22 protein-coding genes and 1 pseudogene are annotated in these 26,417 nt (G+C 58.0%); 20 read left to right on the top strand and 3 right to left on the bottom strand.

From position 1 onward, the window contains the following. Nucleotides 1-66 precede the first annotated feature (66 nt). The 6 genes from GV068_RS16595 to GV068_RS16570 all read left to right on the top strand — a co-directional run bounded on the left by GV068_RS16595 (nt 67) and on the right by GV068_RS16570 (nt 5,991). Entirely contained in the window at nt 67-2,904 is a 2,838-nt protein-coding gene (locus GV068_RS16595; protein WP_159700130.1) for a polymer-forming cytoskeletal protein, read from the top strand. Then, nucleotides 2,901-3,368 carry a Tfp pilus assembly protein FimT/FimU gene (locus tag GV068_RS16590; RefSeq protein ID WP_159700127.1) on the top strand — a complete coding sequence of 156 codons (468 nt, stop codon included), beginning with the start codon at nt 2,901-2,903 and terminating at the stop codon, nt 3,366-3,368. Before GV068_RS16595 ends, GV068_RS16590 begins: the two co-directional genes overlap by 4 nt. Continuing rightward, nucleotides 3,358-3,831 carry a prepilin-type N-terminal cleavage/methylation domain-containing protein gene (locus tag GV068_RS16585; protein ID WP_159700124.1) on the top strand — a complete coding sequence of 158 codons (474 nt, stop codon included), beginning with the start codon at nt 3,358-3,360 and terminating at the stop codon, nt 3,829-3,831. Before GV068_RS16590 ends, GV068_RS16585 begins: the two co-directional genes overlap by 11 nt. Continuing rightward, nucleotides 3,825-4,670, top strand: coding sequence for a prepilin-type N-terminal cleavage/methylation domain-containing protein (locus tag GV068_RS16580; RefSeq protein ID WP_159700121.1), 846 nt, complete (start codon nt 3,825-3,827; stop codon nt 4,668-4,670). Before GV068_RS16585 ends, GV068_RS16580 begins: the two co-directional genes overlap by 7 nt. Continuing rightward, nucleotides 4,667-5,131 carry an MSHA biogenesis protein MshP gene (locus GV068_RS16575; protein ID WP_159700118.1) on the top strand — a complete coding sequence of 155 codons (465 nt, stop codon included), beginning with the start codon at nt 4,667-4,669 and terminating at the stop codon, nt 5,129-5,131. Before GV068_RS16580 ends, GV068_RS16575 begins: the two co-directional genes overlap by 4 nt. Nucleotides 5,132-5,250: 119 nt before the next feature. Further along, nucleotides 5,251-5,991 carry an SDR family oxidoreductase gene (locus tag GV068_RS16570; RefSeq protein WP_159700115.1) on the top strand — a complete coding sequence of 247 codons (741 nt, stop codon included), beginning with the start codon at nt 5,251-5,253 and terminating at the stop codon, nt 5,989-5,991. 9 nt (nt 5,992-6,000) lie between these two features. On the opposite strand, the gene GV068_RS16565 is transcribed toward GV068_RS16570, so the two are convergent. Further along, the gene (locus tag GV068_RS16565) at nt 6,001-7,953 is read right to left on the bottom strand and encodes an FG-GAP-like repeat-containing protein (RefSeq protein WP_159700112.1); all 1,953 of its coding nucleotides are present in this window, start codon (nt 7,951-7,953) and stop codon (nt 6,001-6,003) included. A 168-nt stretch (nt 7,954-8,121) separates the two neighbouring features. On the opposite strand from GV068_RS16565, the gene GV068_RS16560 reads away from it, so the two are divergent. Then, nucleotides 8,122-8,769, top strand: coding sequence for an HAD hydrolase-like protein (locus GV068_RS16560; RefSeq protein ID WP_159700109.1), 648 nt, complete (start codon nt 8,122-8,124; stop codon nt 8,767-8,769). Here the strand turns inward: GV068_RS16560 and GV068_RS16555 are convergent. Then, a pseudogene (locus tag GV068_RS16555) lies at nt 8,741-9,736 on the bottom strand (RtcB family protein); the annotation flags it as partial. The gene GV068_RS16560 and the pseudogene GV068_RS16555 overlap by 29 nt on opposite strands. 553 nt (nt 9,737-10,289) lie before the next feature. On the opposite strand from GV068_RS16555, the gene GV068_RS16550 reads away from it, so the two are divergent. The 4 genes from GV068_RS16550 to GV068_RS16535 all read left to right on the top strand — a co-directional run bounded on the left by GV068_RS16550 (nt 10,290) and on the right by GV068_RS16535 (nt 14,634). Further along, nucleotides 10,290-11,528: a dsDNA nuclease domain-containing protein gene (locus GV068_RS16550; RefSeq protein ID WP_159700106.1), complete on the top strand. Its 1,239-nt coding sequence runs from the start codon at nt 10,290-10,292 to the stop codon at nt 11,526-11,528. Beyond that, a complete protein-coding gene (locus tag GV068_RS16545; RefSeq protein ID WP_159700103.1) occupies nt 11,528-13,258 on the top strand; it encodes a hypothetical protein in 1,731 nt (576 codons plus the stop codon). Before GV068_RS16550 ends, GV068_RS16545 begins: the two co-directional genes overlap by 1 nt. Nucleotides 13,259-13,892: 634 nt before the next feature. Then, nucleotides 13,893-14,156 carry a helix-turn-helix domain-containing protein gene (locus tag GV068_RS16540; RefSeq protein WP_159700100.1) on the top strand — a complete coding sequence of 88 codons (264 nt, stop codon included), beginning with the start codon at nt 13,893-13,895 and terminating at the stop codon, nt 14,154-14,156. Between the two features lie 214 nt (nt 14,157-14,370). After that, entirely contained in the window at nt 14,371-14,634 is a 264-nt protein-coding gene (locus GV068_RS16535; RefSeq protein ID WP_159700097.1) for a helix-turn-helix domain-containing protein, read from the top strand. Between the two features lie 188 nt (nt 14,635-14,822). On the opposite strand, the gene GV068_RS16530 is transcribed toward GV068_RS16535, so the two are convergent. Next, nucleotides 14,823-15,209: a hypothetical protein gene (locus GV068_RS16530; protein ID WP_159700094.1), complete on the bottom strand. Its 387-nt coding sequence runs from the start codon at nt 15,207-15,209 to the stop codon at nt 14,823-14,825. Nucleotides 15,210-16,778: 1,569 nt separating this feature from the next. On the opposite strand from GV068_RS16530, the gene GV068_RS16525 reads away from it, so the two are divergent. The 9 genes from GV068_RS16525 to GV068_RS16485 all read left to right on the top strand — a co-directional run bounded on the left by GV068_RS16525 (nt 16,779) and on the right by GV068_RS16485 (nt 26,413). Continuing rightward, entirely contained in the window at nt 16,779-17,216 is a 438-nt protein-coding gene (locus tag GV068_RS16525) for a hypothetical protein (RefSeq protein WP_159700091.1), read from the top strand. Nucleotides 17,217-18,002: 786 nt separating this feature from the next. Continuing rightward, the gene (locus GV068_RS16520; protein ID WP_159700088.1) at nt 18,003-19,421 is read left to right on the top strand and encodes a TolC family protein; all 1,419 of its coding nucleotides are present in this window, start codon (nt 18,003-18,005) and stop codon (nt 19,419-19,421) included. Between the two features lie 13 nt (nt 19,422-19,434). After that, nucleotides 19,435-20,826 carry a multicopper oxidase family protein gene (locus GV068_RS16515; RefSeq protein WP_159700085.1) on the top strand — a complete coding sequence of 464 codons (1,392 nt, stop codon included), beginning with the start codon at nt 19,435-19,437 and terminating at the stop codon, nt 20,824-20,826. Between the two features lie 94 nt (nt 20,827-20,920). Further along, the gene (locus tag GV068_RS16510; protein WP_201303303.1) at nt 20,921-21,271 is read left to right on the top strand and encodes a copper-binding protein; all 351 of its coding nucleotides are present in this window, start codon (nt 20,921-20,923) and stop codon (nt 21,269-21,271) included. Between the two features lie 92 nt (nt 21,272-21,363). Next, nucleotides 21,364-21,984, top strand: a complete 621-nt coding sequence (locus GV068_RS16505; RefSeq protein WP_159700082.1) for a DUF305 domain-containing protein — start codon at nt 21,364-21,366, stop codon at nt 21,982-21,984. A 91-nt stretch (nt 21,985-22,075) separates the two neighbouring features. Beyond that, nucleotides 22,076-22,504 (top strand): DUF4440 domain-containing protein, encoded by a 429-nt coding sequence (locus GV068_RS16500; protein WP_159700079.1) that lies wholly within the window; start codon nt 22,076-22,078, stop codon nt 22,502-22,504. A gap of 30 nt (nt 22,505-22,534) precedes the next feature. Continuing rightward, nucleotides 22,535-22,903 carry a copper homeostasis periplasmic binding protein CopC gene (gene copC / locus GV068_RS16495; RefSeq protein ID WP_159700076.1) on the top strand — a complete coding sequence of 123 codons (369 nt, stop codon included), beginning with the start codon at nt 22,535-22,537 and terminating at the stop codon, nt 22,901-22,903. Nucleotides 22,904-23,092: 189 nt separating this feature from the next. Then, on the top strand, nt 23,093-23,803 hold the full coding sequence (locus tag GV068_RS16490) for a copper resistance D family protein (RefSeq protein WP_159700073.1): 711 nt from the start codon (nt 23,093-23,095) through the stop codon (nt 23,801-23,803). 189 nt (nt 23,804-23,992) lie between these two features. Next, nucleotides 23,993-26,413: a heavy metal translocating P-type ATPase gene (locus GV068_RS16485; protein WP_201303302.1), complete on the top strand. Its 2,421-nt coding sequence runs from the start codon at nt 23,993-23,995 to the stop codon at nt 26,411-26,413. Nucleotides 26,414-26,417: the final 4 nt, after the last annotated feature.

Raw genomic sequence — 26,417 nt, 5'->3', positions numbered from 1 at the left:
TTCATTGTTGCAATGCTGTATCTGATGCACACTTCGGGACATCGATGCTTTGACGCAGGCCGAGCCGTGTCCTTTCCGTCCTTCTTCGCCCTTCTGTTCGCGGGCGGCGCCTTGCGCCGCCGCCGCGCATTGGCGCGCTGGCTGCCGGCGTTCGCCTTCTTCCTGACGACACTGCTGGGAAGCGGCATGGCGCAGGCCACGGTGTACACCTTCGCCGGCGGCGCGGTCGACACCTGCACCCTGTCGAACAAGGTCTATACCTGTCCTTACCCGGCCTACCTGGACTGGGACGATGCGGTGGTCATCGGCTCCGGCTACACCCTGAAGGTCACTACCAGCGTTACCGTCACCTACAACCAGGGCCTGACGATGCAGGCCGGCTCCAGGCTCGTCGTGACGGGCAACCTCGACATCAAGGGCATCAATCCACCCAACCTGAAGGTCGCGGACGGCAGCTTCATCGACGTCGGCGGCAAGTTCTCGATGGGCGACCTGAAGCAGTCGCTGTCGGCCGACATCACGGCCAACGACATGAGCCTGGGGACGGATGCGATCACGATCAACGGCAACCTGACGTCCAAGACCTCGATCGCCATCGGCTCCTACGCCACCATCAAGGGCGACATCAGCGGCACCATCATCACCACCTCGGCCCCCGTGAAGATCACCGGCAACGTCACCGCCACCACGTCGTTCAGCCTGGCCTCCGGCAGCACGGTGACCGGCACCGTCGATACCGGCAGCCTGGTCCTCGAATCGTCCGAGGCCCTGATCGACGGCTCGGCCTACGTGAACACGGCGCGGCTCGAATATCATGGCCGGGTCTCCGGCATCATCTACTGCAAGAACGGCACGGCCAAGAACAAGTGTGACTGCGTGACCAACAACAGCGGCTACGCGGTCAACAAGACCAACGGACCGACCTGTGAAGCCCCGTCGCCCAAGACGCCGCACCATTTCCTGATCACCCATGACGGCCAGGGCGACACCTGCCTGCCGGAGAAGATCACCGTTACCGCGTGCGCCAACGCGACCTGCACCGCGCCCCATTTCGCTGGGACGGTCTCGGGCAGACTGACCGGCACCGGCGATGCGTTCACGATTGCCGAGAACGCCGGCTCGGTAGTAGTCAATGCGACACGCATCGCAGCGGGCGCGGTAACGTTCGGCCTGAGTGAGTTGACCCTAGCCCCCGACACCGGCCTGGCCTGCTACCGCTCGGACAACAACAGCAACAGCTGCGTGATGAACTTTTCCGGCGGCGCCAAACTCAAGCTGACCGTTTCTCCACATCCGGCAGCCACGGACAACATCCTCGCCATGGTGGCGGCGGTGAAGGCGAACGACGACAACACCGCATGCATCGCCGCATTCCAGGGCGTGGCCCACGACGTTCAGTACAGCTGCAACTACAGCAAGCCGAAGACCGGAACGCTGCCGGTGGCGCTGGGCGGCCAGTCGCTGTCGTGTGCCGCATCGGGCGCCACCGCCGCAGCAAAGACTATCAGCACCTCGTTCAACATGAATGGCATCGCGCAGTTGCCTGTCAAGTACGCCGACGCCGGCGAGGTGACCCTGAATGCGCTGCTCGACAACCAGAAGGGCGTGGCCAAAGGCGAAGGCAAGATAGTTACCGCGCCCGCTTCCTTCCTGATCGAGCCGGCCACCGGCACTATCCGCGCCGGCGCTGAATTCGATCTCAAGCTCACCGCGCGCAACGTTGCCGGCGCGACCACGCCGAATTTCGACACCGCAGACCTGAACAGTGCGAGCGGGGTCAATCATGCCGTCGCACTCGGTGTCGACTGCCACAAGCAGGGCGGTAGTCTGGGGACCGTTGCGCCGGCCTCGCCAGCTTTTACCGACGGCGTCGCCGCGCTGAAAGCCACTTGGTCTGACGTCGGCCATATCGACCTGAAGGTCAGTCTGACCGACTTTCTCGGCTCCGGCCTCAAAGTCGCAAACACGACAAACACTGCCGCTGCCGGAAGCTGCAGCGGCAAGGTCGGCCCCTTCATCCCGGCCTACTTCAAAGTCGAGCTGGCGGATACCCGAGGCTTCTACTACTCGGGCGAGCCTTTCCCGCTCAGGGTAAGCGCGATGAACAAGGCTGGCGCGGTCACGCTCAACTACACGAACAGCCTGGCGCTTAGCGAAGCCCTTACCCTCACAGCAGTGGACAAGGATGGCGTCGCATTCGCCACCGCGCCCGGCGTGCTGGCCGATGCGGCCATTACCGCGGCGCAGTTCGAGAACGGCGTTACGTCCAGTGCTACTCCGGTCAAGCCAAAGTACACCTTTAACACGTGGCCGAACGCTCCCACCCAGGTCCGCCTGCGTGCCAGCAACGGAAAGCCTGCCGGCACGGATGTCGTGTCCTCGGCCCCCGCCGGCGCCGAAGCGGCCATTCCCCAGATCCGCACCGGCCGCCTGCGCATCGGCAGCCGCTTCGGCGGCCTGAAGGCGAACCTGTCGATTCCCGTCACCGCCGAGTACTGGACCGGCAAGAGCTGGTTGCTCAATGGCGACGACGGCTTCACCACCATCCCGCGCGGTGCATTCGCGCTCAAGCCGACCGTCTCCGGCATGGCGGTCTCCGCCACCTTTGCCGACCCCTTGATGCTGGTGAACGGCGCGGCCGCCTTCAACCTGAGCGTGAGCGCGGGTGGCCCCGGTCCGGTCGAGATCGCGGTCAACCTCGGCAGCTTCTTGCAAGACAATACCTGCATCGGCAACACCGTCGGCACCGGCCTGGCCACCAACGCCGCCAACAAGCCGTGGCTGCGCCCTGTCGTCACCGGCTGCGGCGGCACCATGGCGCGCGATCCCTCGGGACGCGCCACCTTCGGGGTCTACACGCCGGAAAACCGCCGCATCATCCACGTGCGCGAGGTGTTCAATTGACGCACTTTCCCCGGCATGCGCGCGGCTTCACGATGGTCGAGCTGATCATGGTCATGGTCTTGATCGGCGTGCTGGCCGCCATCGGCGTGCCCAGGCTCATGGGCGACAACAGCTTCGCCGCCGCCACCTTCGGCGACGAAGTCGTGAGCGCGCTGCGCACCGCGCAGAAGACCGCCGTCGCGCACCGCCGCCTGGTGTGCGTGAGCGTGGCGGCGACCGCGGTCACCCTGCGCCAGGCGACCAAGGCGAACGAAGGCGCCTGCAGCCTCGCCCTCGGCGACAATTACAGCACCAGCGCCGGCGGCGTGGCGGCATCGGCCCACACCATGTACTTCCAGCCGAACGGCCTGATTACGAGCGATATCGCGGGCCGCAACGCGATGCGCGGCAGCGTGGTGATCAGCCTGGACAACAACCCGCGCCGGACGATCGTGTTCGAAGGGAGCACCGGCTATGTCCAGTAGGCGCATGGCCGGGGTCACCCTAGTGGAGCTGGTGATCGCGATCGTCATCATCAGCGCCGCGCTGGGTGGCCTGGTGGCGGCCTTCACGCGCGCCAACCGCGCCAGTGCCGATCCCGTGGTCACCCAGCAGATGCTGGCCATCGGCGAGAGCATGATGGAGGAAGTCCTGCTCAAGCCCTTCAACGCCGCCGACAACGAGGTGGCGGCGCCGACCCGCGCCCAGTTCAACGACGTGCGCGACTACGACACCACGGACGATGCCCTGCCCGGCTACACCAGCACCGGCATCCGCAACCTGGACGGCGACGTGATCGACGGCCTCGGAACCTACAATGTCAGCGTGCGCGTCAACAACGTGGCAATCGGCGGCATTGCCGCGGCCGACGCCCTGCGCGTTACGGTGACCGTCACCCACGGCGCCGAGCAGCTGACGCTCAACGGATGGAGGACCAAGCCATGGTAGGCCGGCAGCGCGGTGTCACCCTAGTCGAGCTGGTGATCGTGATCGTGCTGATCGGCGCCATCGGCGCGATCTTCGCGATGCAGCTGCGGCCGACGATTCAAGGCTACCTTGCGGTAGGCAAGCGCGCCGCGCTGACCGACCAGGCGGATACGGCGCTGCGCCGCATCGTCACCGAAGTGCGCGCCGGGGTGCCGAACTCGCTGCGGCTGGCGAATGCCCAGTGCCTCGAGCTGGTGCCGACCATCGACGGCGGACGCTTTCGCGCCGGTCCGGACGTCAGCCAGGCAGGCGGCGAGGCCGCGCTCGACTACGACAAGCCGGCCACCGAGTTCGACGTGATGACGCCCTTCACCACGCGCCCGGCCGCGAACGACCTGGTCGTGATCGGTAACCTGAATCCGGGCGACGTCTACAACAAGACCAACGTTTCCACGATCATCGAAGTGACCGATCATACCGGCGCCGATGCCTGGAAAGGCGTGCACCGCCTGAAGGTCTCGGCCACGCGCATCCCTTTCGGCTACGAGGACGGCCGCTTTGTGGTGGTGCCGGGCGGCGAGCAGGCGGTGAGCTACGTCTGTACCGGTGCGGGGCTGGTGGACGGCAAGGGCCAGGGCAGTCTGTACCGGGTCACCCGCAACATCGCCGCAGTCCAGAGCTGCGCCGTCCCGGCCAACTCGCCGCTGCTGGCCTCGAACGTGGCCAGGTGCGAGTTCACATATTCTCCCAACCAGGGCGCGACCCAGCAGAGCGGCTTCGTCCAGCTGCAGCTGACCCTGGCCGACGGCGGCGAATCGAGCGCGCTAACCCTCGGCGCCCACGTGAGCAACGTGCCATGACGCGCCCGCGCCAGTCCGGCTTCGCCTACATCGCCGCGGTGGTCCTGTTGATCGTGGTGGCCCTGGTCTGCGTCGCCCTGCTGCGCCTGTCGAACACCCAGCAGGCCACGGTCAACAGTTCGCTGTTGGGCGCGCGCGCCAGCCTGGCTGCTCGCGGCGGCATCGAATGGGGCTTCTACCAGCTGCGCAATGGCAATTGCGCTGCCAGTACGACGCTGACCGACTTCGTCGCCGACAGCGGTTTCCGTGTCACGGTGCTGTGCAAGGCCACCACCTTCAAGGAAGGCGAAGACAGCACCGGCGCCGCGGTGCTGAAGCGCACGGTGCAGCTGGAGGCTTTCGCCTGCAACGGCGGAGGCTCCTGCCCCTCCGAAGACCCGGCGACGGTGACGCGGCCCGAGTACATCGAGCGGCGGCGCGTGGCCACCACTTGCGTGATGGGTCCCGCGGGCCTGTGCTGACGCCTTCGCATCCACGCCATTGTTGAAGCAAGCGGAATAATCTTGCTTCCCAGCTGCTAATTATCTTTTTCGGATAATGGTTCATCATGCATCCATCCACTCACCACACAGGAGGAAGCATGAACCAGGATCGCAAACCGGTCGCCATCGTCACCGGCGCCTCGCGCGGCATCGGCGCCGCCCTCGCCCAGCGCCTGGCCGAGGACGGTTACCAGGTGGTCGTCAACTACGCCAGCAACGAAGGCGAGGCCCAGCGCGTGGTGGCGACCCTGCACGCGACCGGCCACAGCGCGATCGCGGTCAAGGCCGACGTCGCCAATGCGGACGAGGTGCGCGCGCTGTTCGACACGACCGAACGCGAACTGGGCAAGGTCGACGTCCTCGTCAACAATGCGGGCGTGCTCAAGACGATGCCGCTGGCCGAAACCTCGGACGAGCTGTTCGCCCAGACCTTCGGCGTCAACGTGCAGGGCACCTTCAACACCCTGCGCGAAGCGGCGCGCCGCCTGAACGACGGCGGGCGCATCGTCAACTTCTCGACCACCGTGCTGGCCATGAAGCTGCCCGGCTACGCGATCTACAGCGCCAGCAAGGCGGCGGTGGAAGCGATGTCGGGGGTGTTCGCCAAGGAGCTGCGCGGACGCCGCATCCGCGTCAACACGGTGGCGCCGGGGCCGGTGGCAACCGAGCTGTTCTTCTCCGGGAAGACCCAGGAACAGATCGAGCACTTCGCCAAGCTGCCGCCGCTCGAACGCCTGGGCGAGCCGGACGACATCGCGCGCATCGTGTCCTTCCTGGTCAGCGAGGAATCCGGCTGGATCAATGGCCAGGTGCTGCGCGCCAACGGCGGCACCGCCTGAGCCAAGCGATCAGCCGTAAGGCGTGTAGGCGACGCCGTTGGCCATGACACCGACCAGCGCGGCCTGGTTCTCGCCGCTTTCGCTGAAGCCGGCCAGCACGTCGGCCAGCGTGGCCTGGTGCTTGTCGAGGACCTCGGTCCAGTAATCGACGCCGGCCTTTTCGCCGGGGCGCTGCAGCACGTTCAGGTAGAACTTCTCGACGATCTCGCGGTTCGACGGACTGGCGCCGTACACGTCGCGGAATTCCTTCGAGGTGACGAAGCCGCTGGCGACGGAGCCGAGCGACTGGCCGTTGTCCATCATCGCCAGCCAGTAGCCGAGGCCCGGCAGGTCCGGGGTGCGCGCGAAGGCGGCCTGGTAGATGCGGTAGGCCTGGCCGGCGGTGCCGCCGATGTCCAGCGCGACCGCGGTGTCGCCGAACTGCACGCGCTCGACGTTGACCAGGGTATCGGTGCCGTCGGCGCCGGACAGGTCGCGCACGGTGGCGACGCCGTCCTTCATCGTGACCTGGTAGCCGGCCGCGGTTTTCGTGTACACCACCTTGTCGCGCCCGGCGCCGCCGTCGATGCTGTTGCTGGCCGCGTTCTGGGTGATGGCGTCGTTGCGCGCGGTGGCGGTGATGGTGGCGGCCGGCGGCAGCGCCTTCACCGCCAGCGCCGTATTGGCGTACACCGTTCCCTGGTACACGTTGATGCCGCTGAAGCTCAAGCCCTTGGCCGTCTCTACCGGCAGGCTGAAGGGGCCGACGAAATACTGATCGTTGGCCAGCGCGGTCAACTGGCCGGCGCGCAGCGCCACCTCGAAGTGGCCGAAGCCGTCGTTGGTCCAGACGATCGGCGTATTCGCGCTCGGCAGGTCGTTCATGAACTGGGTGACGACGATGTCCTTGCTGCCGTCGCCGTTCACGTCCATCAGGCGGATGAACTGGCTGGCGCCGATGTTGCTGTCCTGGTTGGGCAGGCCCTCGCGGCTGTCGGCGGCCTTGAAGTGATCGAGGGTGGCGTCGACGAAGCTGCCGCCGTCGTTGCGCACCACCTCGAGCGACCAGCCGTCGGCATAGGCGGTGTTCGGCGTCGATTCGGACGACAGCAGCAGCAGGTCCTGGTCGCCGTCGCCATCGATGTCCATCGCCGCGATGTCGTGCACGATACGGAAGTCGCCGAAGTAGCCCTGCGGCAGGAAGCTCGTCGCGGAAGCGGAGAAGCCGCTGCCGGTGTTCCAGTACACCAGCGAGCGGTGCTCGCGGTTGTACGGGTTGCCGTCGTTGCCCAGCACGAGGTCGAGCCGGCCGTCGCCGTTCAGGTCCGTCAGCAGCGAGGCGGTGAAGCCGAAGCCGCCGTTCTGGCGATTCAGCAGGCCGCCCGAAGCGACCGGCAGGCCGGCGTCGGAGCGGGTGAATTTGCCGGTCCCGTCGCCGAACAGCACATAGGACTCGGTCGGGCTGGCCGGGCTACTCAGGTTACCGACGAACAGGTCGAGATTGCCGTCGCGGTTGATGTCGCCCACCGTCGCGCTGTGGGTGTAGTCGCTTACCTGCGGCAGGTTGGCGCTGGCATCGATGTAGCCGCCGCCGGCCTTGCCCAGCAAGAGCTTGTTCTGTGCGCCCGGGAAGGGCTCGGCGTCGTAGCCGTGGTCGGCCACGAACAAGTCCATCAGGCCATCCTTGTTGAAGTCGGCCTGGATCACTTCGCGCGGGTGGATGGTGGTGAAGCTCGCCGGCAGCATGCCGCTCGGCGCCGGCCTGTAGGTGCCGTCGCCATTGCCGAGCATAAGCAGGGCCGGCTGGCCGGTTGCGCTGGCGCCGCTGCCATTGAAGGGGTAGTAGGCGCCGAAGGTGAGGATGTCCTTGATGCCGTCGCCGTTGGCGTCGACCACTTCCGGCACCGCCTGCGAGGCCTGGTTCACGGGAAGGGGCGCCGAGGAGCGCGCCATGTCGAAGTAGTCGTCGGCGTTCTGGATCATGTGTTGTCGGTTTGGGAGAGCTGCCCCACGGGCGCAATGCGTAAAATTCTGTCAGGAAACTTTCGTATACTCAAGACATCTACCGAAAATCGATTCTGAACAGGCAAGATAACAACACATCCATCCCGGCGCCCCTATAATCGGCGCGAACAACGCGACGATACTGCCATGTCCTACCGCCTTGCCATTTTCGACTTCGACGGCACGCTGGCCGATTCCTTCCCTTTTTTCATCAGCGTGTTCAACCAGATCGCCGACCTGCACGGCTTCCGGCACGTGGGCGCGGACGAAGCCCAGGACCTGCGCCACCACGACACCCGCGCCATCATGCGCCACGTCGGCATGCCGGCCTGGAAGCTGCCGCTGGCCTCGCGCAGCTTCATCGGCCTGATGCGCGAGAACGCGGCGCGCATCCCGCTGTTCGAGGGCGTCCGCGAAGCCTTGCTGAGACTGGACCGCGAAGGCGTGCGCCTCGCCATCGTGTCCTCCAATTCGGAGCAGAACGTGCGCACGGTGCTGGGCCCGCAGCTCAGCAGCCTGTTCGGGCACTATGAATGCGGGATGTCGATCTTCGGCAAGGCGGGACGCATCCGCAAGGTGGTCAGGCGCGCGTCCGTCGCGGCGGAGCACGCGCTGTACGTGGGCGACCAGGCGATGGATGCCGAGGCGGCGCGCAAGGCCGGTGTGGCCTTCGGCGCCGTGAGCTGGGGCTATGCGCCGATCGAGGCCCTGCGGCGGGCGGCGCCGGACCGCGAGTTTGGCACGCCGGCCGAGTTCCTGCACATCCTCAACCCTTCACGCACACGATCTGCTTGAGAGTGTGCACGACCTCGACCAAGTCGCGCTGGGCATGCATGACGGCGTCGATGTCCTTGTAGGCCATCGGGATCTCATCGATCACGCCTTCGTCCTTGCGTGATTCCACGCCTTGCGTGGCGCGCTCGACGTCGGCTTTCGTGAAGCGGCGCTTAGCCTCGGTGCGGCTCATCACGCGCCCGGCGCCATGGCTGCAGCTGTTGAAGCTTTCCGGATTTCCCTTGCCGCGCACGATGAAGCTTTTGGCGCCCATCGATCCCGGGATGATGCCGAGCTCGCCTTCACGAGCCGATACCGCGCCCTTACGCGTGACGAAGACATCCTTGCCGAAGTGCTTCTCCTTCTGCACATAGTTGTGGTGGCAATTGACTGCCTCCACATGCGTTTCGAAGGCTAGCGGGATGACCTCGCGCATCGCGCGAATTACGTTGTGCATCATCACTTCACGGTTGATGCGCGCGAACTTCTGGGCCCAGCCGACCGCTTCCACGTAATCGTCGTAGTGCTCGGTGCCTTCCTCGAGGTAGGCCAGGTCCTGGTCCGGCAGGCTGACCTGGTGACGCCGCATGTCCTGGCGCGCCAGCTCGATGAAGTGGGTGCCGATCGCATTGCCGACCCCGCGCGAGCCGGAGTGCAGCATCACCCAGACGAAGCCCTCTTCGTCCAGGCAGACCTCGACGAAGTGGTTACCACTCCCCAATGTTCCCAGGTGCTTGTAGTTGTTGGTGCCGCGCAGCTTCGGATATTTGCGGCAGATCTCGTCGAACTCGCCCTTCAGCCTGGCCCAGGCGGCGTCGACCGGTGGTGGCGGATTGTTCCAGGAGCCGACGTCGCGTCCCTTATGGTTGCGCGTCTTGGGCGACATGCCATGCGGCACCGCCTGTTCGATGGCGCTGCGCAGGCCGTGCAGGTTGTCGGGCAGGTCGGCTGCGCGCAGGGTGGTCTTGGCCGCCATCATGCCGCACCCACTCTTACGACATGGTAACTGTTACCTCCATCCTGTCATAGGAGAACCTTGCATGCCTTCCGGGGTAACAGTTTGAGGAAGTGCTCACAAATCAGGTAACAGTTGACGATTCATCGTGTTCTTTCGAATGCGCCACGGAAACACAGCATAGTTAATTAAGCTGACCGAGGTCAATCGCCTTGACGGTAGCGCACTGCTCGCCCATGACGCACACCTAGGCCATGCGTGCTGAAGGTCAGTCCCAACAGGCCGAGCGTGCTCTGCAGTTACTGGCAGCTACTAAATACTGCACAGCAGGAGTAACATATGTTGTAATTCCACTTATGCAACTTAGAGTTTTTACGAACCTACGTGAGTGCAGCTTGCCAGACTCATTTGTCTCCAGGCTAGTCTGCGCTTTAACAAGGCATCAGGCGCAAGAAGCTAGTTGCTATAGCCACCTGTGGGCGGTACGGCTGCGCAGCCAGGAACTCAACTTCAACGGACCTCTATAGATGATAGTTCTTAAGTTTTGGCTGACCAACTTGCCAACCCAAGGAAATTAAGGGACCCCATGAATTCAACAGCTTCGCATCTGGACAACTGGGCCGGGCTTTTGGTCGACCCATCGATTTGCGAAATTGGCGGAGAAAATAATAATGAAGGTGTAGATTACGCCCGCTATTTGGCAATGGCATTTATAATCCAAATGGAGCGTGAAAATCATAACGACTATGTTGTGATTTTTGAATATCTTCAAGATATAGCTTTAATCGACTCCTCGAAGTATCCTACGAGCGCAAAGCTCGTCCAAGTTAAAAAGAAGTCACGTGGAACGTGGAGCAAAGCCGCGCTGTGTCGTGAAGACAAGAGCAGCAGTGACTCGCCTACTATACCAGACGTAATACCAGGCGCAGCACCAGAAAAAAAGAAGAAAAAATCTTCTACCCCAAAAAAACTTGGTGCGAAATCACCGCTTGGGAAGCTGCATCTATGCGTAGAAAAGCTTTCTTCCACAGTTAAAACATCTGGAATTTTTATCTCGAATGCAGCATTTGATGTAAAAGACTCAGCTGGGGCTTTAGCGCAGGCCAACACAGTCTTGCCACTAGACACACTCCACACTGATGAAGTCGAGTACGTTAAAGAAAAGCTGTGCAAAGAGCTTGGTGTTACAACCTTGCCTCATCTCTCAAATATATCACTTGAGCAATCAAAAGTTATTCCTGCGGCGATGCGAGAAACAGTACGCGGAATGATTGACGAAATGCTAGCAAAAAACCATCCAACCCTTCCGAATATATCTGGAAGATTGCAAGAACAACTACTATCTATTTTCTCAACGCTCTCCGGCCCGCCTGGCATAATTAGCTCACTTTCCGAAATTCTGGCGCGAAAAGGTTTCACTAGAACACAGTTCACCAACATCGTCATGTCGCATGCTGCAACCCGGAACGCGACTGAAAACCTCGACATGGTAATCGACGGGCTAAAAAAAGAAGGGATGGCCGCGAGAGCTGCAGACCGGCTACGTGCTCAGGCCAGTCGACTCCAAATACAATTGGTACGTCAGCCGGACGCTAAGGAAGCGCTTAACTGGGAAACCGCGGTGCAGGCCGCCAGGACATACGTCGACTGTAACAGCTATTTGGAAATTATAAGTCATGTAGAAGCAGCGTTGGTCGAGAGTAAACAGACATCCAAAATCTCGCTCCCTAGCGATAACACAATTTCTGCCATCGCCTTACTTGCCATCATATATGTCGACCAAGAACCTCCGGCGCTTAGTTCGCAATTTACGAACCAAATCTAATGAAAAACTTCCAATTCAACAGACTCTTTCTTCTATCCGAAACAAGTCGGAAAGCGCGAATAGTCAAGTTCGAAGTGAACTCGAACGCAATCGTAGGGACAAATCACACGGGTAAATCTACCATTTCGCGCTCGTTATTTTTTGCTTTCGGATGCAATGTTCGCCCCTTCGGAAACGAATGGGATAAAAACGCCGCCACAGCGGTGGAGTTTCAAATTGGGGACACCGCCTACACCATGCTCCGCAGTGCGGGAATCTTCAGTTTGTTTGACGCTACCGGTTCCGTTATCTGGGTTGTAAGCGACGAAAGCGAGCTTAGAGAAAAAATGTCTGACCTACTAGACTTCGGTCTAGTCCTGACGGCGAATCAAACTAATGAGGTTCGCAAAGCTCGTCCCGCATTCTTTTTTGTTCCTTTCTATATTGACCAGGATGGAAGCTGGGATGCTCCGTGGAGAACATTCCAGTCACTTGGTGAGTTTAGACAGTGGGACGTTCCAACAATTGAGTTAGCCCTCGGCATTCGCTCTTCAGAATATTGGCGAAAATTTGGTCAGTTATCTGAGAGGAAACATGAGCTCGAAGACGCACGCACTGAACAACGAGTTTTGACAGGAACGCGCGATAAGCTAGCAAAGCAGTTCCCGTCCGTGCCATGGCACTTAGACGCTATCTCATTTAGACGAGAATTGAGAGAATTCGAAGCTCATGCAAGTGACTTAGCGGTACGGCAAGACGCGCTTATGGGACGCGTAGCCGAAGCTACCGCGACAAGAGACTCTCTGCTGGCTCAAGTTCAGTTAGCGGAAGATGCTTTGCTTTCACACTCTGAAGACATGCAATTTTTGGAATCATTTAAAGTTGGCGCTTCAATCGAGTGTCCTACATGTGGAACTGAGCATATAAACTCATTTTCTGAACGCTTAAAACTTGAAGCTGAAGCCGACGAATTACGTCAGCTCAGACAATCTTTGGTTGGCCGCGTAAAAAAAGCAGAGAAGAATCTCGAAGAAGCTCAGCTTGACATACTTAGAGTGCACGACAAGGCACAGAGATTAGATAACTATCTGGATATAGAAAAGAACCAGATTAAACTAAGGGATATAATTGACCGAGCAGGCGTTGACCGAGCCTTCTCACTTATCGACGCGCAGAATTCCGAGGTTGATACTTCCGTAGTAAATTTAATGAAAAGCATTGAAGCTCTTCAAATTAGCCTAGCAGGGCTCGAAGACAAGAAACACGCAAAAAACGTTAAAGAATATTTTAACTCGTGCTATTCCAATTTCGCTACTCAACTTGAAGTGCCAGCTTCGCTTAGCAAACGGTCAGGGCCTGTAAGCAGAAAACCACAGCAGGGCGGAAGTGGGGGACCGCGTGCAGTGTTAGCCTATTATTTTGCTCTCTCCCATACCGCCGCAAAATATTCCAAAGGAATTATTCCACCGTTGGTCATCGATTCTCCGCATCAAAAAGCACAGGATGAAATCAATCGACCGATAGTAACAGAGTTTATATTCCGAAATAAGGTACCTGGGCAGCAACTAATTGTTGGAATCGAAGAAGGCTTGCCTGCCTCGATAAAACTCGGCAACAACGATAGCGAAACCCGCCTAATGGAGAAGTTCAATCTTTTACGTGAAGAAGATTATCCCAGCGCGTATAAATGTATTCAGCCATTAGTTCAAGCCTCAAGAGAATATCTGCGTAAGCAGAGCGAGGCTAGCTAACAGATAGTCACCACCATTTTTTTGAATTTTAAAGTTTTTAAAGCAAATCAATTAACGCAAAATTTTTTGCCACATATATCGACTAACCTCGAAAGACACATGTGTCGCTGTAATGAAAACTGAGAGGAATACTGGCCAGCTTCCGCTTAGTAGTAACTTCTTTGGTTTACAAGAACTTTCGACTACCCGGACGGATGCAGTGGCACGCCTAGTCTCGGACATGATAGAGACGATTTTCTCCCGAGGCGTAGCTTCTGGTAGTTTCGCGAGACGACAAAAATCTGCAAGCGACATCATGTGGACACGAGTTTCTGGGTTTTTCTCAGCGTACGCGACCGCGGCGTGGAGACCCTTCTTCGCGTCATCTGACATCCCTGGCATATGGAGGTACTGAGAAGTAATCTTCATTGTCTCTTCTGTTTAACGTGGCAGGCTATTCAGTGGTCGCTGCACGCCGCCCGGAGGCAGACGCTGATAACAGCAGACTCGTGCATATGAGTAGAGGCAGTAGTTGTTCGGGCCATTTGACAAAATTGCAACCACCCCTCCAGATAATATTCTATCTTGGAATATTCCATTTTGGACTATTTTCTCGTGCCGTGCAAGCTGTTACCTTCGGCCAGCTACGCACACAATGGAAAAAACTATTTATACGCAAGAGTACAGTGTCATGCTTAAGGTTCTTCGGGAGACGCGGGAGCGTGCTGGCCTTACTCAAGTTGACATCGCAGCGAAGCTGAACGTTACACAAGTCTTCATCAGCAAGTGCGAAGGCGGGCAGCGTCGATTGGACGTCATAGAGTTGCGTGCTTGGTGCAATGCTTTAGGGATTTCAACCGCAGAGTTCATCAGCGCAGTCGAGCTGGCGATTGTTCGTACGGACGAGGTGCGACCCTAGCCTCCGCAGGACGTCATTGCACTTTAAGGTCTAGGTGCGTACATACGTCAGGAACACCAAGAACCGTCACCTCCCGTTCCGCAGTGTCGGCAGTGCGCTGGCTCAGCTGAGCATAATAGTGACGCTTACTCCCCTACCTCTCTGGGGCTGTTAAGGGTTTGCATAATATCCGTATATCGGCTAATCTGAGAATAGCTGATATACGGATATTTTTATGCCACTGCTCCCCTCCTCCTTTAGGCTTGTAACCGCAGCTCAACTCGGTCAGTTGCTTGTGGCGGCACGCAAGCAATGCAAACTTACTCAAGCACAGGTAGGTCACCGTGTATGCCTAAGTCAGAACCGCATCTCGTATCTGGAGAAGAACCCAGACGACATTAGCTTCAGACAGCTTCTTATGTGGTCCGCGGCTGTTGGACTGGAACTCCACCTCGCGGAGCGAGACAACGGCGAGTTGCAGAATGAGCCGGAATGGTGAGTACGAGCCCGCTGCGTGCCCATTTGTTGTTGTCGATGTTACGCTTCGGTGGCGAAACGTGCTCAGCCGGGACGCCGGACAAAAGTGTCCTAGTAGGACAGTTTTCCACCCTTTTCCCGGAGTGGTAACTTATCTATGACACCTTATGCGTCTCCACGACCTTGCTCTGACGACGGGGCGTTCAGGAACTACTTTGTTTGTCCATAATCTAGTTCCAAGCTTCGCTCGCGGAGGCGGTCCAAAATCCACTTCTGTTCGCTTTGCGTATAGGGCCACTCCCCCTGCTGAACTTTCCGAATCACCGCCAGACGAATCCGCTCTAAATTTTTCTCATCAGTCCATTCTGGAAACTCTGCTTTTTTACGCTTGAAATACGTGACCAACTGACTGACGAGGTCGTCCGCCGCTTCAAAACGGCGCATGATTTCTTCATGTGACCGTCGAGGAATTTGATACGTTCCATTGTCGCCGCGGTGCAGCAATACTTTGTGCTGCGCGCCGCTTATTGCGCCAACAATTGGCTCATTAGGGAAATCCGGATGTAGCTCTCGGCCTGCAGCTTGGGAAGTTCGCACATCGACTCTCTTTCGTAGGATGGTAGGGCTCGGCGTGAGCAATTACGGCGCGATTCAATGACTGGCGAACGACTCCCGATGACCTTGTGTGACATGTCGAGTAAGCGGAAGGCAACCGGAAATGAGACGCCTCTTCACCGTACCACCTGCTTTTTACCGAGGTCAAGGCAAAGCCGCTTGCACTTGGCGCCTTTGCATTTTCGAGTTATACGAGCGGTTGTTAGACTTCCACTGCACGGCCCACAGTTGACTTCCAGAAGGAACGAAGCTACCTAATGCAGTCGATTCGGGAATCCGAGCTTTGGTTTCGCGTTCTAAGAAATGATGGCTTACTTGCTGCGGTAGTGCCTGGGAACGTACGTGCCATCACGTCTCGTGTAACCGCTGACGTGCGTCGTCTTGGGTCTCAAGGTTGTCGCGCTAATGTCCCCGGCGCAAGAGCCATTCTCAGCGCAAGAAGGGCCGCTCGGGGCCAGCAGTGCCGGTCGTCGAGAGATGCTTGAGATAGAAGCAGAAGTTGGTGCCTCGAGCCTGGCGGTTGAGCTTTCAGCCCTCTCATACGACGACCGCTGGACATTAGTGCCGTAGGCGCTAGTAGCGTGGGCATACCCTGCATTCCCTCGCTGTCCAAGCGCCGAAGATAGCGCCTCGGAGGGGCGGACGGTATTAATACAGGTGCTGAATCCCTTTTGACAGTTGTACGCATTCCGTCGAACTGCAGATTCTTCAATGGCAGTGCGCTGGGTGTCGGTAAGCAGATGAGTATCGCACGAAGAGTATCCACTATTACATTTTCGGAAGTTGCGGGTTAAGTCGAGACGCCTCCGCTTGCCTGCGCTGCTCCGCTGTCATGAGCGATACATCGCAACCAGAATAACCACTATTGCAGCTCCTGAAATTTCGGTTCAAGGTCGAGACCGTGACTTGGTCACGCTGCTGTTCAGTCAGCAATGTTGAGTCACAGGCAGAGTAGCCACTATCGCAGTTGCGGAAGTTGCGCTTTCAGTTGCAGTTGCGACTCGCTGACTTGGGCTTGCTGTGAACGCGTTAGGAGGGATTGGTTGCAGCTGCTGTAACCGCTATCGCAGTAGCGGAACTTCTTTGCCTGGGCCGATGCATCAACTTGAGCTCGCTGATGTTCTGTCAGCATCGTCATGTCACAGCGAGCGTACCCTCTGTCGCAATACCGGAAATTTCGTGCCAGGGCAGCCCGGCGCACTAGTTCGAGCTGTCGCGCGTCTAGGAGGGAGATGTCACAACTTGAGTAGCCAGCTTCACGCAAGCGGTAGTTCTGGCTGAGTTTCGCATCCTGCGCGCGTGCGTGTGCTGACACGAGAAGCAGCAGTGAAAGCACGAGGCGGATGAGGTTCATTAGTTTGGATGATGCTGGAATGTTGTAAATAAATGCGAAGGCGCAGGATTCTATTGCTCAGCATTATTGCTTTCTGTTTGCAATAATGGCAACTCCGGTCTAGTTCGCGATTTCGCTTGACCTTCCCACTGTTGGAAGCTGTATCGTTCGTTTGGGTCGCCTTGACGATACAAACGACCGTGCTACACTCTCAGCCAATGAATCGAACCCTGAAAACCTACTTGCTATGGCTGCTGATTGCCGTGATGCCCTTTCAGGCATTCGCGGCAAACGTACTGCGCACGTGCAATTCTGGTCATCAGGGTATGACCATGGTTGCAGTGGCGTCAATGGACCACGGCGAAGCTTCGGCAAGTTCACATGATGCCGTGATGGCCCAGCAGTCCGGTAATGAGGAAGAGTGCCCAGAGATGGTCTCCTCAGCCGACCAAAGTAACGACACTTCCGAACCACCCAATCACGGGTCATGCAGCGCTTGTGCTGCGTGCTTTGTTTGTGCTGTTGCACCACCGCAATTGTTGGCCTTTAAGCCTTCCTTCAATAGCGCTGAGGTTTATGTGACCTTTGGCTCTACTCTCGTGGCCGGTTTCATTCCCGACAGTCTCGAACGTCCCCCTCGGCATCTCGCCGCTTAATCGTTTTTGGTAGCAACGACGCGCGTACTCGCTCGTATTCCGTTGTGCTTTTGTCGCGCATTACTGCTGCGCGTCTACTTTCGATTATGGGACGACTATGTTCTCCAAATGTTTTGTTGCCGCCAGTGCGGTAGCCGTAACTTCGTTCGCGGCCATCGCCGGCGAGCCACCAGCTTCACTCAAAGCGGCCGACCCGGCTGCGCAGGTTTCACAAACGACGTACACGTCCGCTTTCTCTACTTACATACCGGTTGCTACGGATAACGTCTCGCCTGACAAAGTTTGGAAAGAGGCAAACGCTACCGTCGCGAGTGAGGGTATGCACGGTGGCGCTCACGCGGACCACGCGCCAGCAGCGCAGGGTGCAGGGAGCCACAGTGGCCACACGATGCTGACTCAAGGCGCGACTTCGGGCGCCCATGCCGGCCACGGAACACCATCCGAACCGACTGGCCAGCCCCCCCATGCGGGTCATCAGATGCCAGCTCAAGCTATCGCTCCAGCGGCCCCGACTGGCCAACGTTCGCCGGCAGCGCATACAGGCCATCAAATGGCACCGGTGGTAAAGCACGACCCCCACGCAGGGCACCAGACGGCACCAATGACTAAGCCTGACCCACACGCCGGGCACCGGATGGCGCCGGTGCCAAAGCCCGACCCTCATGCAGGACACCAGATGGGCCAGGAAAAAATGCCGGCCAATGCTACTCGCCCAGCCCCTGCAAAGGGTGCGGCGAATGAAGCGTCGCATGAACAGCATCAGCAACAAGGAAAAGAGACGAAGAAATGACGCCTATCGTTTTCACACCATTACTCAAGACTTCCACTCTCTTGCTGGCCGTATCGGTTTTAGCCGGATGTTCGACGTTGTCCAATGACGGCGGGGCGAGCGACGTCTCGAAGTTGACGCAGCCCCGTATCGGCTTTGGAGTGGCCGGCGAAAGAACCGACAGCGACGCGCAGGCTAGCTCTGCCCAAGTCTCCAAGCTCCTGGCAGCGCCTTTGACGCCTGACTCTGCGGTGCAGATTGCATTGCTCAACAACCGCGGCCTTCAAGCTTCGCTCGCTGAGCTCGGTGTATCCGAAGCCGACTTTGTCCAGGCCGGCCGTATGCGTAACCCGGGCTTTTCGTTTAGCCGGATGCGTGGCGGCGACGAGGTTGAAATTGAACGTAGCGTGATGTTTGACCTGATTGGTCTGGTGACTATTCCACTGCGAAGCAATATTGAACGTGGCCGGTTTGAACAAGCCAAGCTGACCGCTGCGTCAGAAGCAGTGCGCTTGGCTAGCGAAACCCGTCGTGCGTACTTCAGCGCCGTGGCAGCTGCTCAGACAGAGAAATTTATGAGCCAAGTAGTGACTTCAGCCGAGGCTGGAGCCCAGCTCGCGCAGGAGCAAGCCAAGGTTGGCAACTGGAGCAAACTGGACAGGGCACGTGAGCAGGCTTTCTATGCGGAGGCAACGACGCAGTATGCCCGCGCCCGCCACGCTTCTACGGCAACACGTGAGCAACTTGTCAGGTTATTAGGCCTCTGGGGTTCAAACGTCAACTTTAAGATTCCCGACCGTCTTCCAGACCTCCCACAAAAGCCAAATGAACCGGGAGCGCTCGAGGCTCTTGCAATGGAGCAGAGACTCGACATCCAGATTGCCAAGCGGGACGTTGACGCTACCGCTCGGTCGCTGGGTCTGACAAACGCTACAGGCTTTATCAATGTCCTGGACGCTGGATACGCCAACAAGAGCATTACCGGGGCGCCTCGGGAGAACGGCTACGAAATATCGCTCGAGTTACCTATCTTTGACTGGGGCGGGTCTCGACGTGCTCGTGCGAAGGCAACGTACATGCTCTCTGTCAATCGTACCGCCGACGCTGCTGTTCGCGCGCGCTCGGAAGTGCGCGAAGCGTACTCGGCATACCGCACGACCTATGACGTCGCCAAACACTATCGCGATGAGGTAGTCCCGTTAAGGAAGCAGATTTCGGAAGAGGTCCTCCTTCGCTACAACGGGATGCTCGCCAGCGTTTTCGAGTTGCTGGCTGACTCGCGCGACCAAATCACGAGCGTCAACGGCGCCATTGAAGCGCAACGAGATTTCTGGATTGCAGAGACGGAGCTGCAGGCCGCCATAAATGGCAGCGGCGGGGCCGTTTCGCGGCCAACCGTTACAGCGTCGAGCTCCGCGCTAGCGGCTGAACATTAATTGGAGAGTTGAGATGGTTTCACGTAGAGATTTGTTTACCGGTGCGGCGGCACTGGTTGGGGCCGGGGTGGTCAGTCGAGTCGGCGCAGCATCCCTCCCGGAAGCAGTAATCATGCAGAGCGCAGCGACGCAGGTTCCACCACCGCCACCGAATGGCCGTCCTTACAATCCGGTTGTGACGCTCAACGGGTGGTCGCTCCCATGGCGCATGAACAACGGTGTCAAGGAGTTCCATCTGGTTGCTGAGCCGGTTGTTCGTGAGTTTGCGCCTGGCATGAAAGCAAACCTTTGGGGGTATAACGGCGCCTCACCAGGGCCGACCATCGAAGTGGTAGAAGGTGACCGTGTTCGTATTTTTGTGACCAACCGCCTGCCGGAGCACACCAGCATCCACTGGCATGGTCAACCACTGCCAAATGGTATGGATGGTGTTACCGGTTTGACGCAAAAAGGCATCCAGCCCGGCAAGACGATGGTGTACGAGTTTGAGGCTAAGCGGCCCGGCACGTTCATGTACCACCCGCATGCCGACGAAATGGTGCAGATGGCCATGGGGATGATGGGCTTTTGGGTGACCCACCCGAAGAATCCCAACTTCATGAAAGTCGACCGCGATTACGTATTCCTGCTTGGTAGCTACGACATTGAGCCAGGAAGCTTCGTCCCGAAGACCTCGACAATGCTGGACTTTAATTTGTTCACGTTCAACAGTCGCGTCTTCCCAGGTATCGACACGATGGTCGCGCGCCAGGGTGAGCGTGTGCGTATTCGCTTCGGCAACCTGACGATGACCAATCACCCGATTCACCTGCACGGGCACGAATTCGAAGTGACCGGCACGGACGGTGGTTGGACCCGGCCGGAGTCGCGTTGGCCAGAAGTGACCGTTGACGTTGGCGTGGGCCAGATGCGTGCCATCGAGTTTGTCGCGAATAACCCTGGTGACTGGGCATTCCACTGCCATAAGTCTCATCACACCATGAACGCCATGGGCCACGACATCCCAACCATGATTGGCGTCTCCCAGCGCGACGCTGCGAAGAAGATTAGTTCAATCATTCCGGACTACATGGCAATGGGCTCTACGGGCGGGTCTATGGGCGAAATGGAGATGCCACTGCCGGAAAACACTCTTCCGATGATGGGTGGCCAAGGCCCCTTCGGCGGCGTCGAAATGGGCGGCATGTTTACCGTGATGAAGGTTCGTAAAGACCAAAAGCGAGGAGATTACAGCGACCCGGGGTGGTACAAGCACCCAGCCGGAACCCTAGCCTATGAATGGAATGGCGCCCCGCCTGAAGCGGTTAGGAGTACGTCCGCCGGCGGGCAGTCCATGCCTGCGCCGAAGCCGGCGCAGAACGTAGAGTTTAACGTCCGCAAACCGTCGGGCCACTCCGGGCACTGACCGGCAATAGGATTGCTGAGTAAGTTAACCGAATCGGAAGTCGTAACTGGCGGTCAGCAAACGTCCGCTAACTAAATTGAAAGAAGAGATACCAATGAAAATCGCAAAAATCGTCACCCACTTCGCTGCAGCTACGTTCGCGCTGACCGCCTTCAATAGCGTCATGGCTCAAACGCATGACCACGGAAATCACGCAGCTACTGCTGTCGCTGGCCAAGAAACGACCATGTCCGATGGCGAAGTCAAGAAGGTGGATAAAGACACCGGTCGCCTCACCATCAAACATGGCCCGCTTGAAAACCTGGGCATGCCAGGCATGACGATGGTGTTTGGTGTGAAGGATGTCTCAGCTCTCGATGCGCTCAAAGCAGGCGACAAAATCAAGTTTGTCGCCGAAAAGCTTGAGGGACGATACGTCGTCACGCAGTTGGCAGTTCAAAACTAAGTCAGAGCAGTAGACGGCGTCGTCGTCCTAACTCAGCGCCGACGCTGGCCGTAAGGGGGATGAGTATGTTTGCAACCAACCAAGGAGTAAATATGAAAATCTCGAAAATTGCAGTCGCTTCGTTCGCGTTCATTGCTATGTCCGCAAGTGCTATGCCACAGCATCAAAGTGGCTCGCACGGCGGCGCCGGACACGACATGGCGAATATGCACTCGATGCACAAGAGCTCACCGAACGCCGCAAAAGCGCCCTACGAACAGCAGTTTTTGGACACGATGGCAATGCACCATCAGATGGCAATGCATATGGCCAGCCTGGTCGAGAGTCGCTCAGATAGCCAACACCTCAAGGATATGGCCAAGAAGATGATGGCCGAGCAGGAAAAAGAGATTGCCCAGCTCAAGGGATGGAAAGAGCAGTGGTATGCCGGCAAGCCCGAGGCGATGAACATGAAGATGGCAGGGATGCCGGAGTCGATGAAAGGGATGTCGAGCGAAAAGCTGACTTCCGCCAAGGGTGAACAGTTCGACCGGCTGTTCGTGGACATGATGAGCCAGCACCACAAGGGCGCCATCAAGATGGCCCAAACTGCAGCGCCAAAACTTCAACATGCCGAAGTCAAGGAGTTTGCGAACAAGCTCGTTGAAATGCAGAAGAAGGAAGTGGCGCACATGGCCGAGATGAAAAAATCTTGGGCAGCGCCGAAGAAGTAAGAAGTTCGAGAGTAGTTAAGAGCACGACAAGTCTAGTAATCGAAAATCGGCTTGTCGGGCTATCCCAACCATTACAGACATATAAAAATCTATGCGCCAAACAATTTTTGCCCTCTTGCTCTCTGCTACGTCCCTCCAGGCATTCGCTGCGACTCCACTCGAAACCGTCTCTGCGTTCCATAACGCGCTGTCAGCGGGGAAGGCCGACGCGGCTACTGCTTTCCTCTCCCCGACTATCCAGATTTTCGAATCCGGTTACGTCGAGCGTTCACGCGACGAATATGCTGGCCACCATCTGCCAAGTGACATGGCCTTTGCTAAAGCGACGAGCCAGACAGTCATTCGCCAGAACGAGCGAGTTGAGGGGAATATCGCCATCGTCACACGCGAGACGGAGACAAAGGGCAAGTTCAAAGGAACGAACGTCCACTCGTTTGGGACAGAGACTGCCGTACTGGAAAAGCAGGGCGACAAGTGGCTCATAACGCATGTTCACTGGTCTTCCCGTAAAGCTAAGTAACCAAAACCTACATAGACATAGAGGTCAAACATGAAAACAGTTCAAAAAATCGTAGCAGCATGCGTCTTTGCCGCAGCTACCCTGACAGCCCCACTGGCGATGGCGCACGCAAAGCTTACAGCTTCGAACCCGACGCCAGGAGCCGTTTTGGAAGTGGCCCCGGCCGAAATTTCTCTGACCTTCAACGAGAAAGTTGAGCAAGCGTTTAGCACTGTGACGTTGACTTACACCGACGGTAAGGTTGTCGAGACTGAGAAGGCGAAGGTCGATGCCGCCAACCCGGCAATTGTGCGCATCCAAACCAAAGGCCTGACCACCGGTACTTATACCGTTAAATGGGCCGTCGCCGGCCATGACGGTCACCGCCGTACGGGCACGTTCTCGTTCTCGGTGAAATAAGTGGATAGCGTCTTGGGCCTTCAGGTTGGGTCAGTCATTGCCTTGAACGCCGCGTTCGCGTGGCTTGTTGGCTCATGGCTGGCCCGCCGTTGGCTTGTGGCGTCAGGTATTCCACGTACAGATGCTGAAGCCCTACTGCGCTCGGGAGACATTGTCGCGGCTACACTCGGTGTGCTCGGGACAGGTGCTATGTTGTGGGCATCCGCTGCCGTAATGGGGGGCGTAAGCTTACAAGAAGCCAAGGACGTAGTCTGGCAGATGTTAACCATGACAAGTATTGGGCGGGCTGGCTATATCTCGTTTTTTGCGATTACCCTGGTACTGCTCATTCGAGCACTTCGTTCGACCGCAGTGTGGCGCGAGTGGACAGCGTTGGCGGCTCTAGGTCTCTTCGCGTTTGTACGCGCGTCAATGGGGCATGCCGGTGAAAACGGTTACTGGGCTCTGCCCTTCGCAGCAGAAGTAGTCCATCTGACTGCGATGGGGGCATGGACGGGCTTGGTCGTTGTCTCAGCGTGGAAAGCAGTTGGTGCTCATGCAGGACAACCTGACTTGAACCCAATGGCCCGCTACCTGGATTCGATGTCCGCGGCGGCTATGGTCGCAGTTGTAGCAGTGTTTGTCACTGGTCTGTTTAATGCATGGCACAGGGTAGGAACATTGGACAACCTGCTTGGAGACAGCATCTACACCACTGCCCTTTGGGTAAAGGTCTGCTTAGTAAGCATTGCTCTTGTGCTCGGAGGGTACAACAAGTTCATCGGACTAGCCCTTGCCCGACGCTCAGTGCATGGTCTTGAGCGCGTGAAGTTCGCGCTGAAGGTGGAGAGCATTGTCTTGCTTGCTGTGTTGTCCGCAGCTGCGGTTTTGACTTCGCAGCAGCCGCCGGCTGCAATGTAGTAGCCGACTGTTCAGATACCGCACATCGATGCGGTCTCTGAACAACAAGAATGTGCTTGACCTTCCCATCAAGGGAACGTTTATAGTAAGTCATGACTAAGTCTGAATGCATAGACAAGCAACTGTGCCGCATCTTTCATCGGTAGCGCTGCAGTTTTGACGTGACATCACGACACTGGGAGGCCGACCATGACTGAGAGCAAGGCTACACACGACCACGCGGCCGAACACGGAAATCATCATCATGCCCACGGTGCGGACTCCATGCACCATTCGGAGCAACCAGCGAACTCAAAACCGTTCATCGACCCTGTATGCGGGATGAAGGTTGGTGCAAACCCTGAGCGAGAAATTACGTTTGGGGGCGAGGTCTACCACTTCTGCAGCCCAAAGTGCATGGAGAAGTTCAGAGCCGCGCCGGAGAGTTATTTGGCTGCCGCGAAACCGGCAGAAGTTCGTCTAAAGGACGCTCCCACAGGGACGATGTACACCTGCCCGATGCACCCCGAGATTCGACAGGCCGTGCCAGGTAACTGCCCGATTTGTGGCATGGCGTTGGAACCTGAACTTCCTTCTTTGGACGACGAAGAAAATCCGGAACTGGTGGACTTCCGTCGGCGCTTCTGGTGGACGCTACCTCTGACAGCAGCGGTTTTTGCCCTCGCAATGTTCGGCCATATGCTTTTCCCGGCAGGCCTACCAGGACAAAGTTGGATTGAGTTAGTGCTAAGCACACCGGTCGTTATCTGGGCCGGCTGGCCATTCTTCGTGCGATGGTTCCAGTCCCTCATGCGCATGAGTCCGAATATGTGGACGCTCATTGGCTCAGGGGTCATGGCTGCGTATGGCTATAGCGTCGTTGCTACCTTAGCCCCGAACGCTTTTCCGGTCAGTTTCGCTAGCCATGGCCGCATCGGTGTGTACTTCGAGGCGGCGGCAGTAATTGTTTCGCTGACGCTGCTCGGGCAAATCCTCGAGCTCCGTGCGCGCTCGCAAACTTCTGCTGCCATCAAATCGTTGCTGGGTCTGGCTCCCAAGACTGCACGCCGTATCGCTTCAGACGGAAGCGAAGAAGATGTTCCGCTGACCCATGTACACGTGGGAGATTTCCTCAGAGTTCGCCCGGGCGAAAAGGTCCCGGTGGATGGACTGGTGTCGGAAGGGGAAAGCGCCGTTGACGAGTCGATGCTTACAGGCGAGCCTGTGCCCGTAACAAAACGACCTGGTGACCGGCTAATAGGTGCGACCATCAACACAAGCGGCAGCCTCGTAATGACCGCTGAGAAAGTTGGGTCAGAAACCATGCTATCGCAAATTGTTCAGATGGTTTCGCAGGCCCAGCGTTCGCGCGCGCCAATGCAGCGCTTAGCTGACTTGGTAGCCGGGTACTTCGTGCTTGTTGTCGCCGTTATCGCTGTTCTTACCTTTGTCGTTTGGGGCCTCTTCGGGCCTGAGCCGAGTTGGGTATTTGGCTTTGTGAATGCAGTGTCGGTCCTCATCATCGCTTGTCCATGCGCATTAGGCTTGGCGACGCCAATGTCCATCATGGCGGCAACTGGAAGGGCCGCAACCCAGGGAGTGCTGTTCCGCGACGCAGCTGCTATCGAAGACCTTCGAAAGGTGAACACCATCATTGTGGACAAAACGGGCACGCTAACGGAAGGAAAGCCGGCGTTCAACACCGTTGTCGCGGCGCCAGGGTACAACGGTGAGTACGTCTTGCAGCTTGCCGCCAGCCTCGACCAGGGCAGCGAGCACCCGTTGGCTCACGCAATCGTGGCTGAGGCGAAGAACCGAGGGATTTTGCTATCGAAGCCCGAAACCTTCGAGTCTGCCAGCGGTATTGGGGTGACCGGTATCGTAGGCGGAAAACGGGTTGCACTAGGAAACACCGCACTGATGGAGTCTTTGGATGTTGACTGGCACGCCCTCACGGGACCTGCTGAGAGTCTGAGAGCCGAGGGTGCCAGCGTAATGTATCTCGCCGAGGGAGGCGTGCTGGTAGGCCTGCTGGCAGTATCTGACCCTATCAAGGCTACGACAATAGAGGCGCTGACGAATCTCCGTAACGATGGAATAGCTGTTGTGATGGCTACTGGGGATGGCATCACGACGGCTCGCTCAGTTGCCTCAAAACTGGGAATAGACGAGTTCTACGGCGAAGTAAAGCCGCAGGACAAGCTTGCATTGGTAGATAAATTGCAGAAAGAGGGCCGGGTTGTCGCAATGGCTGGTGACGGTATCAACGACGCGCCGGCGCTCGCCAAAGCAAACGTCGGCGTAGCAATGGGTACGGGGACGGACGTGGCCATCAACAGTGCCCACATCACCCTTGTGAAGGGAGACCTGCGCGGTATTGCTGTCGCTCGTTCCATTTCCGTACAGACGGTGCGAAACATGTGGCAAAACCTCGGCTTTGCCTTTGTCTACAACGCGCTTGGGATACCACTGGCCGCTGGAGTGCTGTATCCGTTCACTGGACAGCTGTTGTCTCCCATGGTTGCCGCGCTTGCCATGAGTCTTAGCTCCGTCTCCGTAATTACTAACGCGTTACGCCTTCGCGGACAGGCGGCGCCGAGTAACCAAGCCATAAGCTCGCACCAAGGATAGGGAC

It is taken from the genome of Massilia sp. 9I, from assembly GCF_902506415.1.
Lineage (GTDB): Bacteria > Pseudomonadota > Gammaproteobacteria > Burkholderiales > Burkholderiaceae_D > Telluria.
This window is presented reverse-complemented; position numbering and strand designations above follow the sequence as displayed.

Coding starts and splice junctions, on each gene's coding strand:
- GV068_RS16515 (WP_159700085.1), top strand. CDS start 19,435: ATGGTTTCACGTAGAGATTTGTTTACCGGTGCGGCGGCACTGGTTGGG.
- GV068_RS16525 (WP_159700091.1), top strand. CDS start 16,779: ATGAATCGAACCCTGAAAACCTACTTGCTATGGCTGCTGATTGCCGTG.
- GV068_RS16580 (WP_159700121.1), top strand. CDS start 3,825: ATGGTAGGCCGGCAGCGCGGTGTCACCCTAGTCGAGCTGGTGATCGTG.
- GV068_RS16565 (WP_159700112.1), bottom strand. CDS start 7,953: ATGATCCAGAACGCCGACGACTACTTCGACATGGCGCGCTCCTCGGCG.
- GV068_RS16585 (WP_159700124.1), top strand. CDS start 3,358: ATGTCCAGTAGGCGCATGGCCGGGGTCACCCTAGTGGAGCTGGTGATC.
- GV068_RS16500 (WP_159700079.1), top strand. CDS start 22,076: ATGCGCCAAACAATTTTTGCCCTCTTGCTCTCTGCTACGTCCCTCCAG.
- GV068_RS16490 (WP_159700073.1), top strand. CDS start 23,093: ATGTTGTGGGCATCCGCTGCCGTAATGGGGGGCGTAAGCTTACAAGAA.
- GV068_RS16560 (WP_159700109.1), top strand. CDS start 8,122: ATGTCCTACCGCCTTGCCATTTTCGACTTCGACGGCACGCTGGCCGAT.
- GV068_RS16575 (WP_159700118.1), top strand. CDS start 4,667: ATGACGCGCCCGCGCCAGTCCGGCTTCGCCTACATCGCCGCGGTGGTC.
- copC (WP_159700076.1), top strand. CDS start 22,535: ATGAAAACAGTTCAAAAAATCGTAGCAGCATGCGTCTTTGCCGCAGCT.
- GV068_RS16520 (WP_159700088.1), top strand. CDS start 18,003: ATGACGCCTATCGTTTTCACACCATTACTCAAGACTTCCACTCTCTTG.
- GV068_RS16545 (WP_159700103.1), top strand. CDS start 11,528: ATGAAAAACTTCCAATTCAACAGACTCTTTCTTCTATCCGAAACAAGT.
- GV068_RS16510 (WP_201303303.1), top strand. CDS start 20,921: ATGAAAATCGCAAAAATCGTCACCCACTTCGCTGCAGCTACGTTCGCG.
- GV068_RS16485 (WP_201303302.1), top strand. CDS start 23,993: ATGACTGAGAGCAAGGCTACACACGACCACGCGGCCGAACACGGAAAT.
- GV068_RS16550 (WP_159700106.1), top strand. CDS start 10,290: ATGAATTCAACAGCTTCGCATCTGGACAACTGGGCCGGGCTTTTGGTC.
- GV068_RS16505 (WP_159700082.1), top strand. CDS start 21,364: ATGAAAATCTCGAAAATTGCAGTCGCTTCGTTCGCGTTCATTGCTATG.
- GV068_RS16540 (WP_159700100.1), top strand. CDS start 13,893: ATGGAAAAAACTATTTATACGCAAGAGTACAGTGTCATGCTTAAGGTT.
- GV068_RS16570 (WP_159700115.1), top strand. CDS start 5,251: ATGAACCAGGATCGCAAACCGGTCGCCATCGTCACCGGCGCCTCGCGC.
- GV068_RS16535 (WP_159700097.1), top strand. CDS start 14,371: ATGCCACTGCTCCCCTCCTCCTTTAGGCTTGTAACCGCAGCTCAACTC.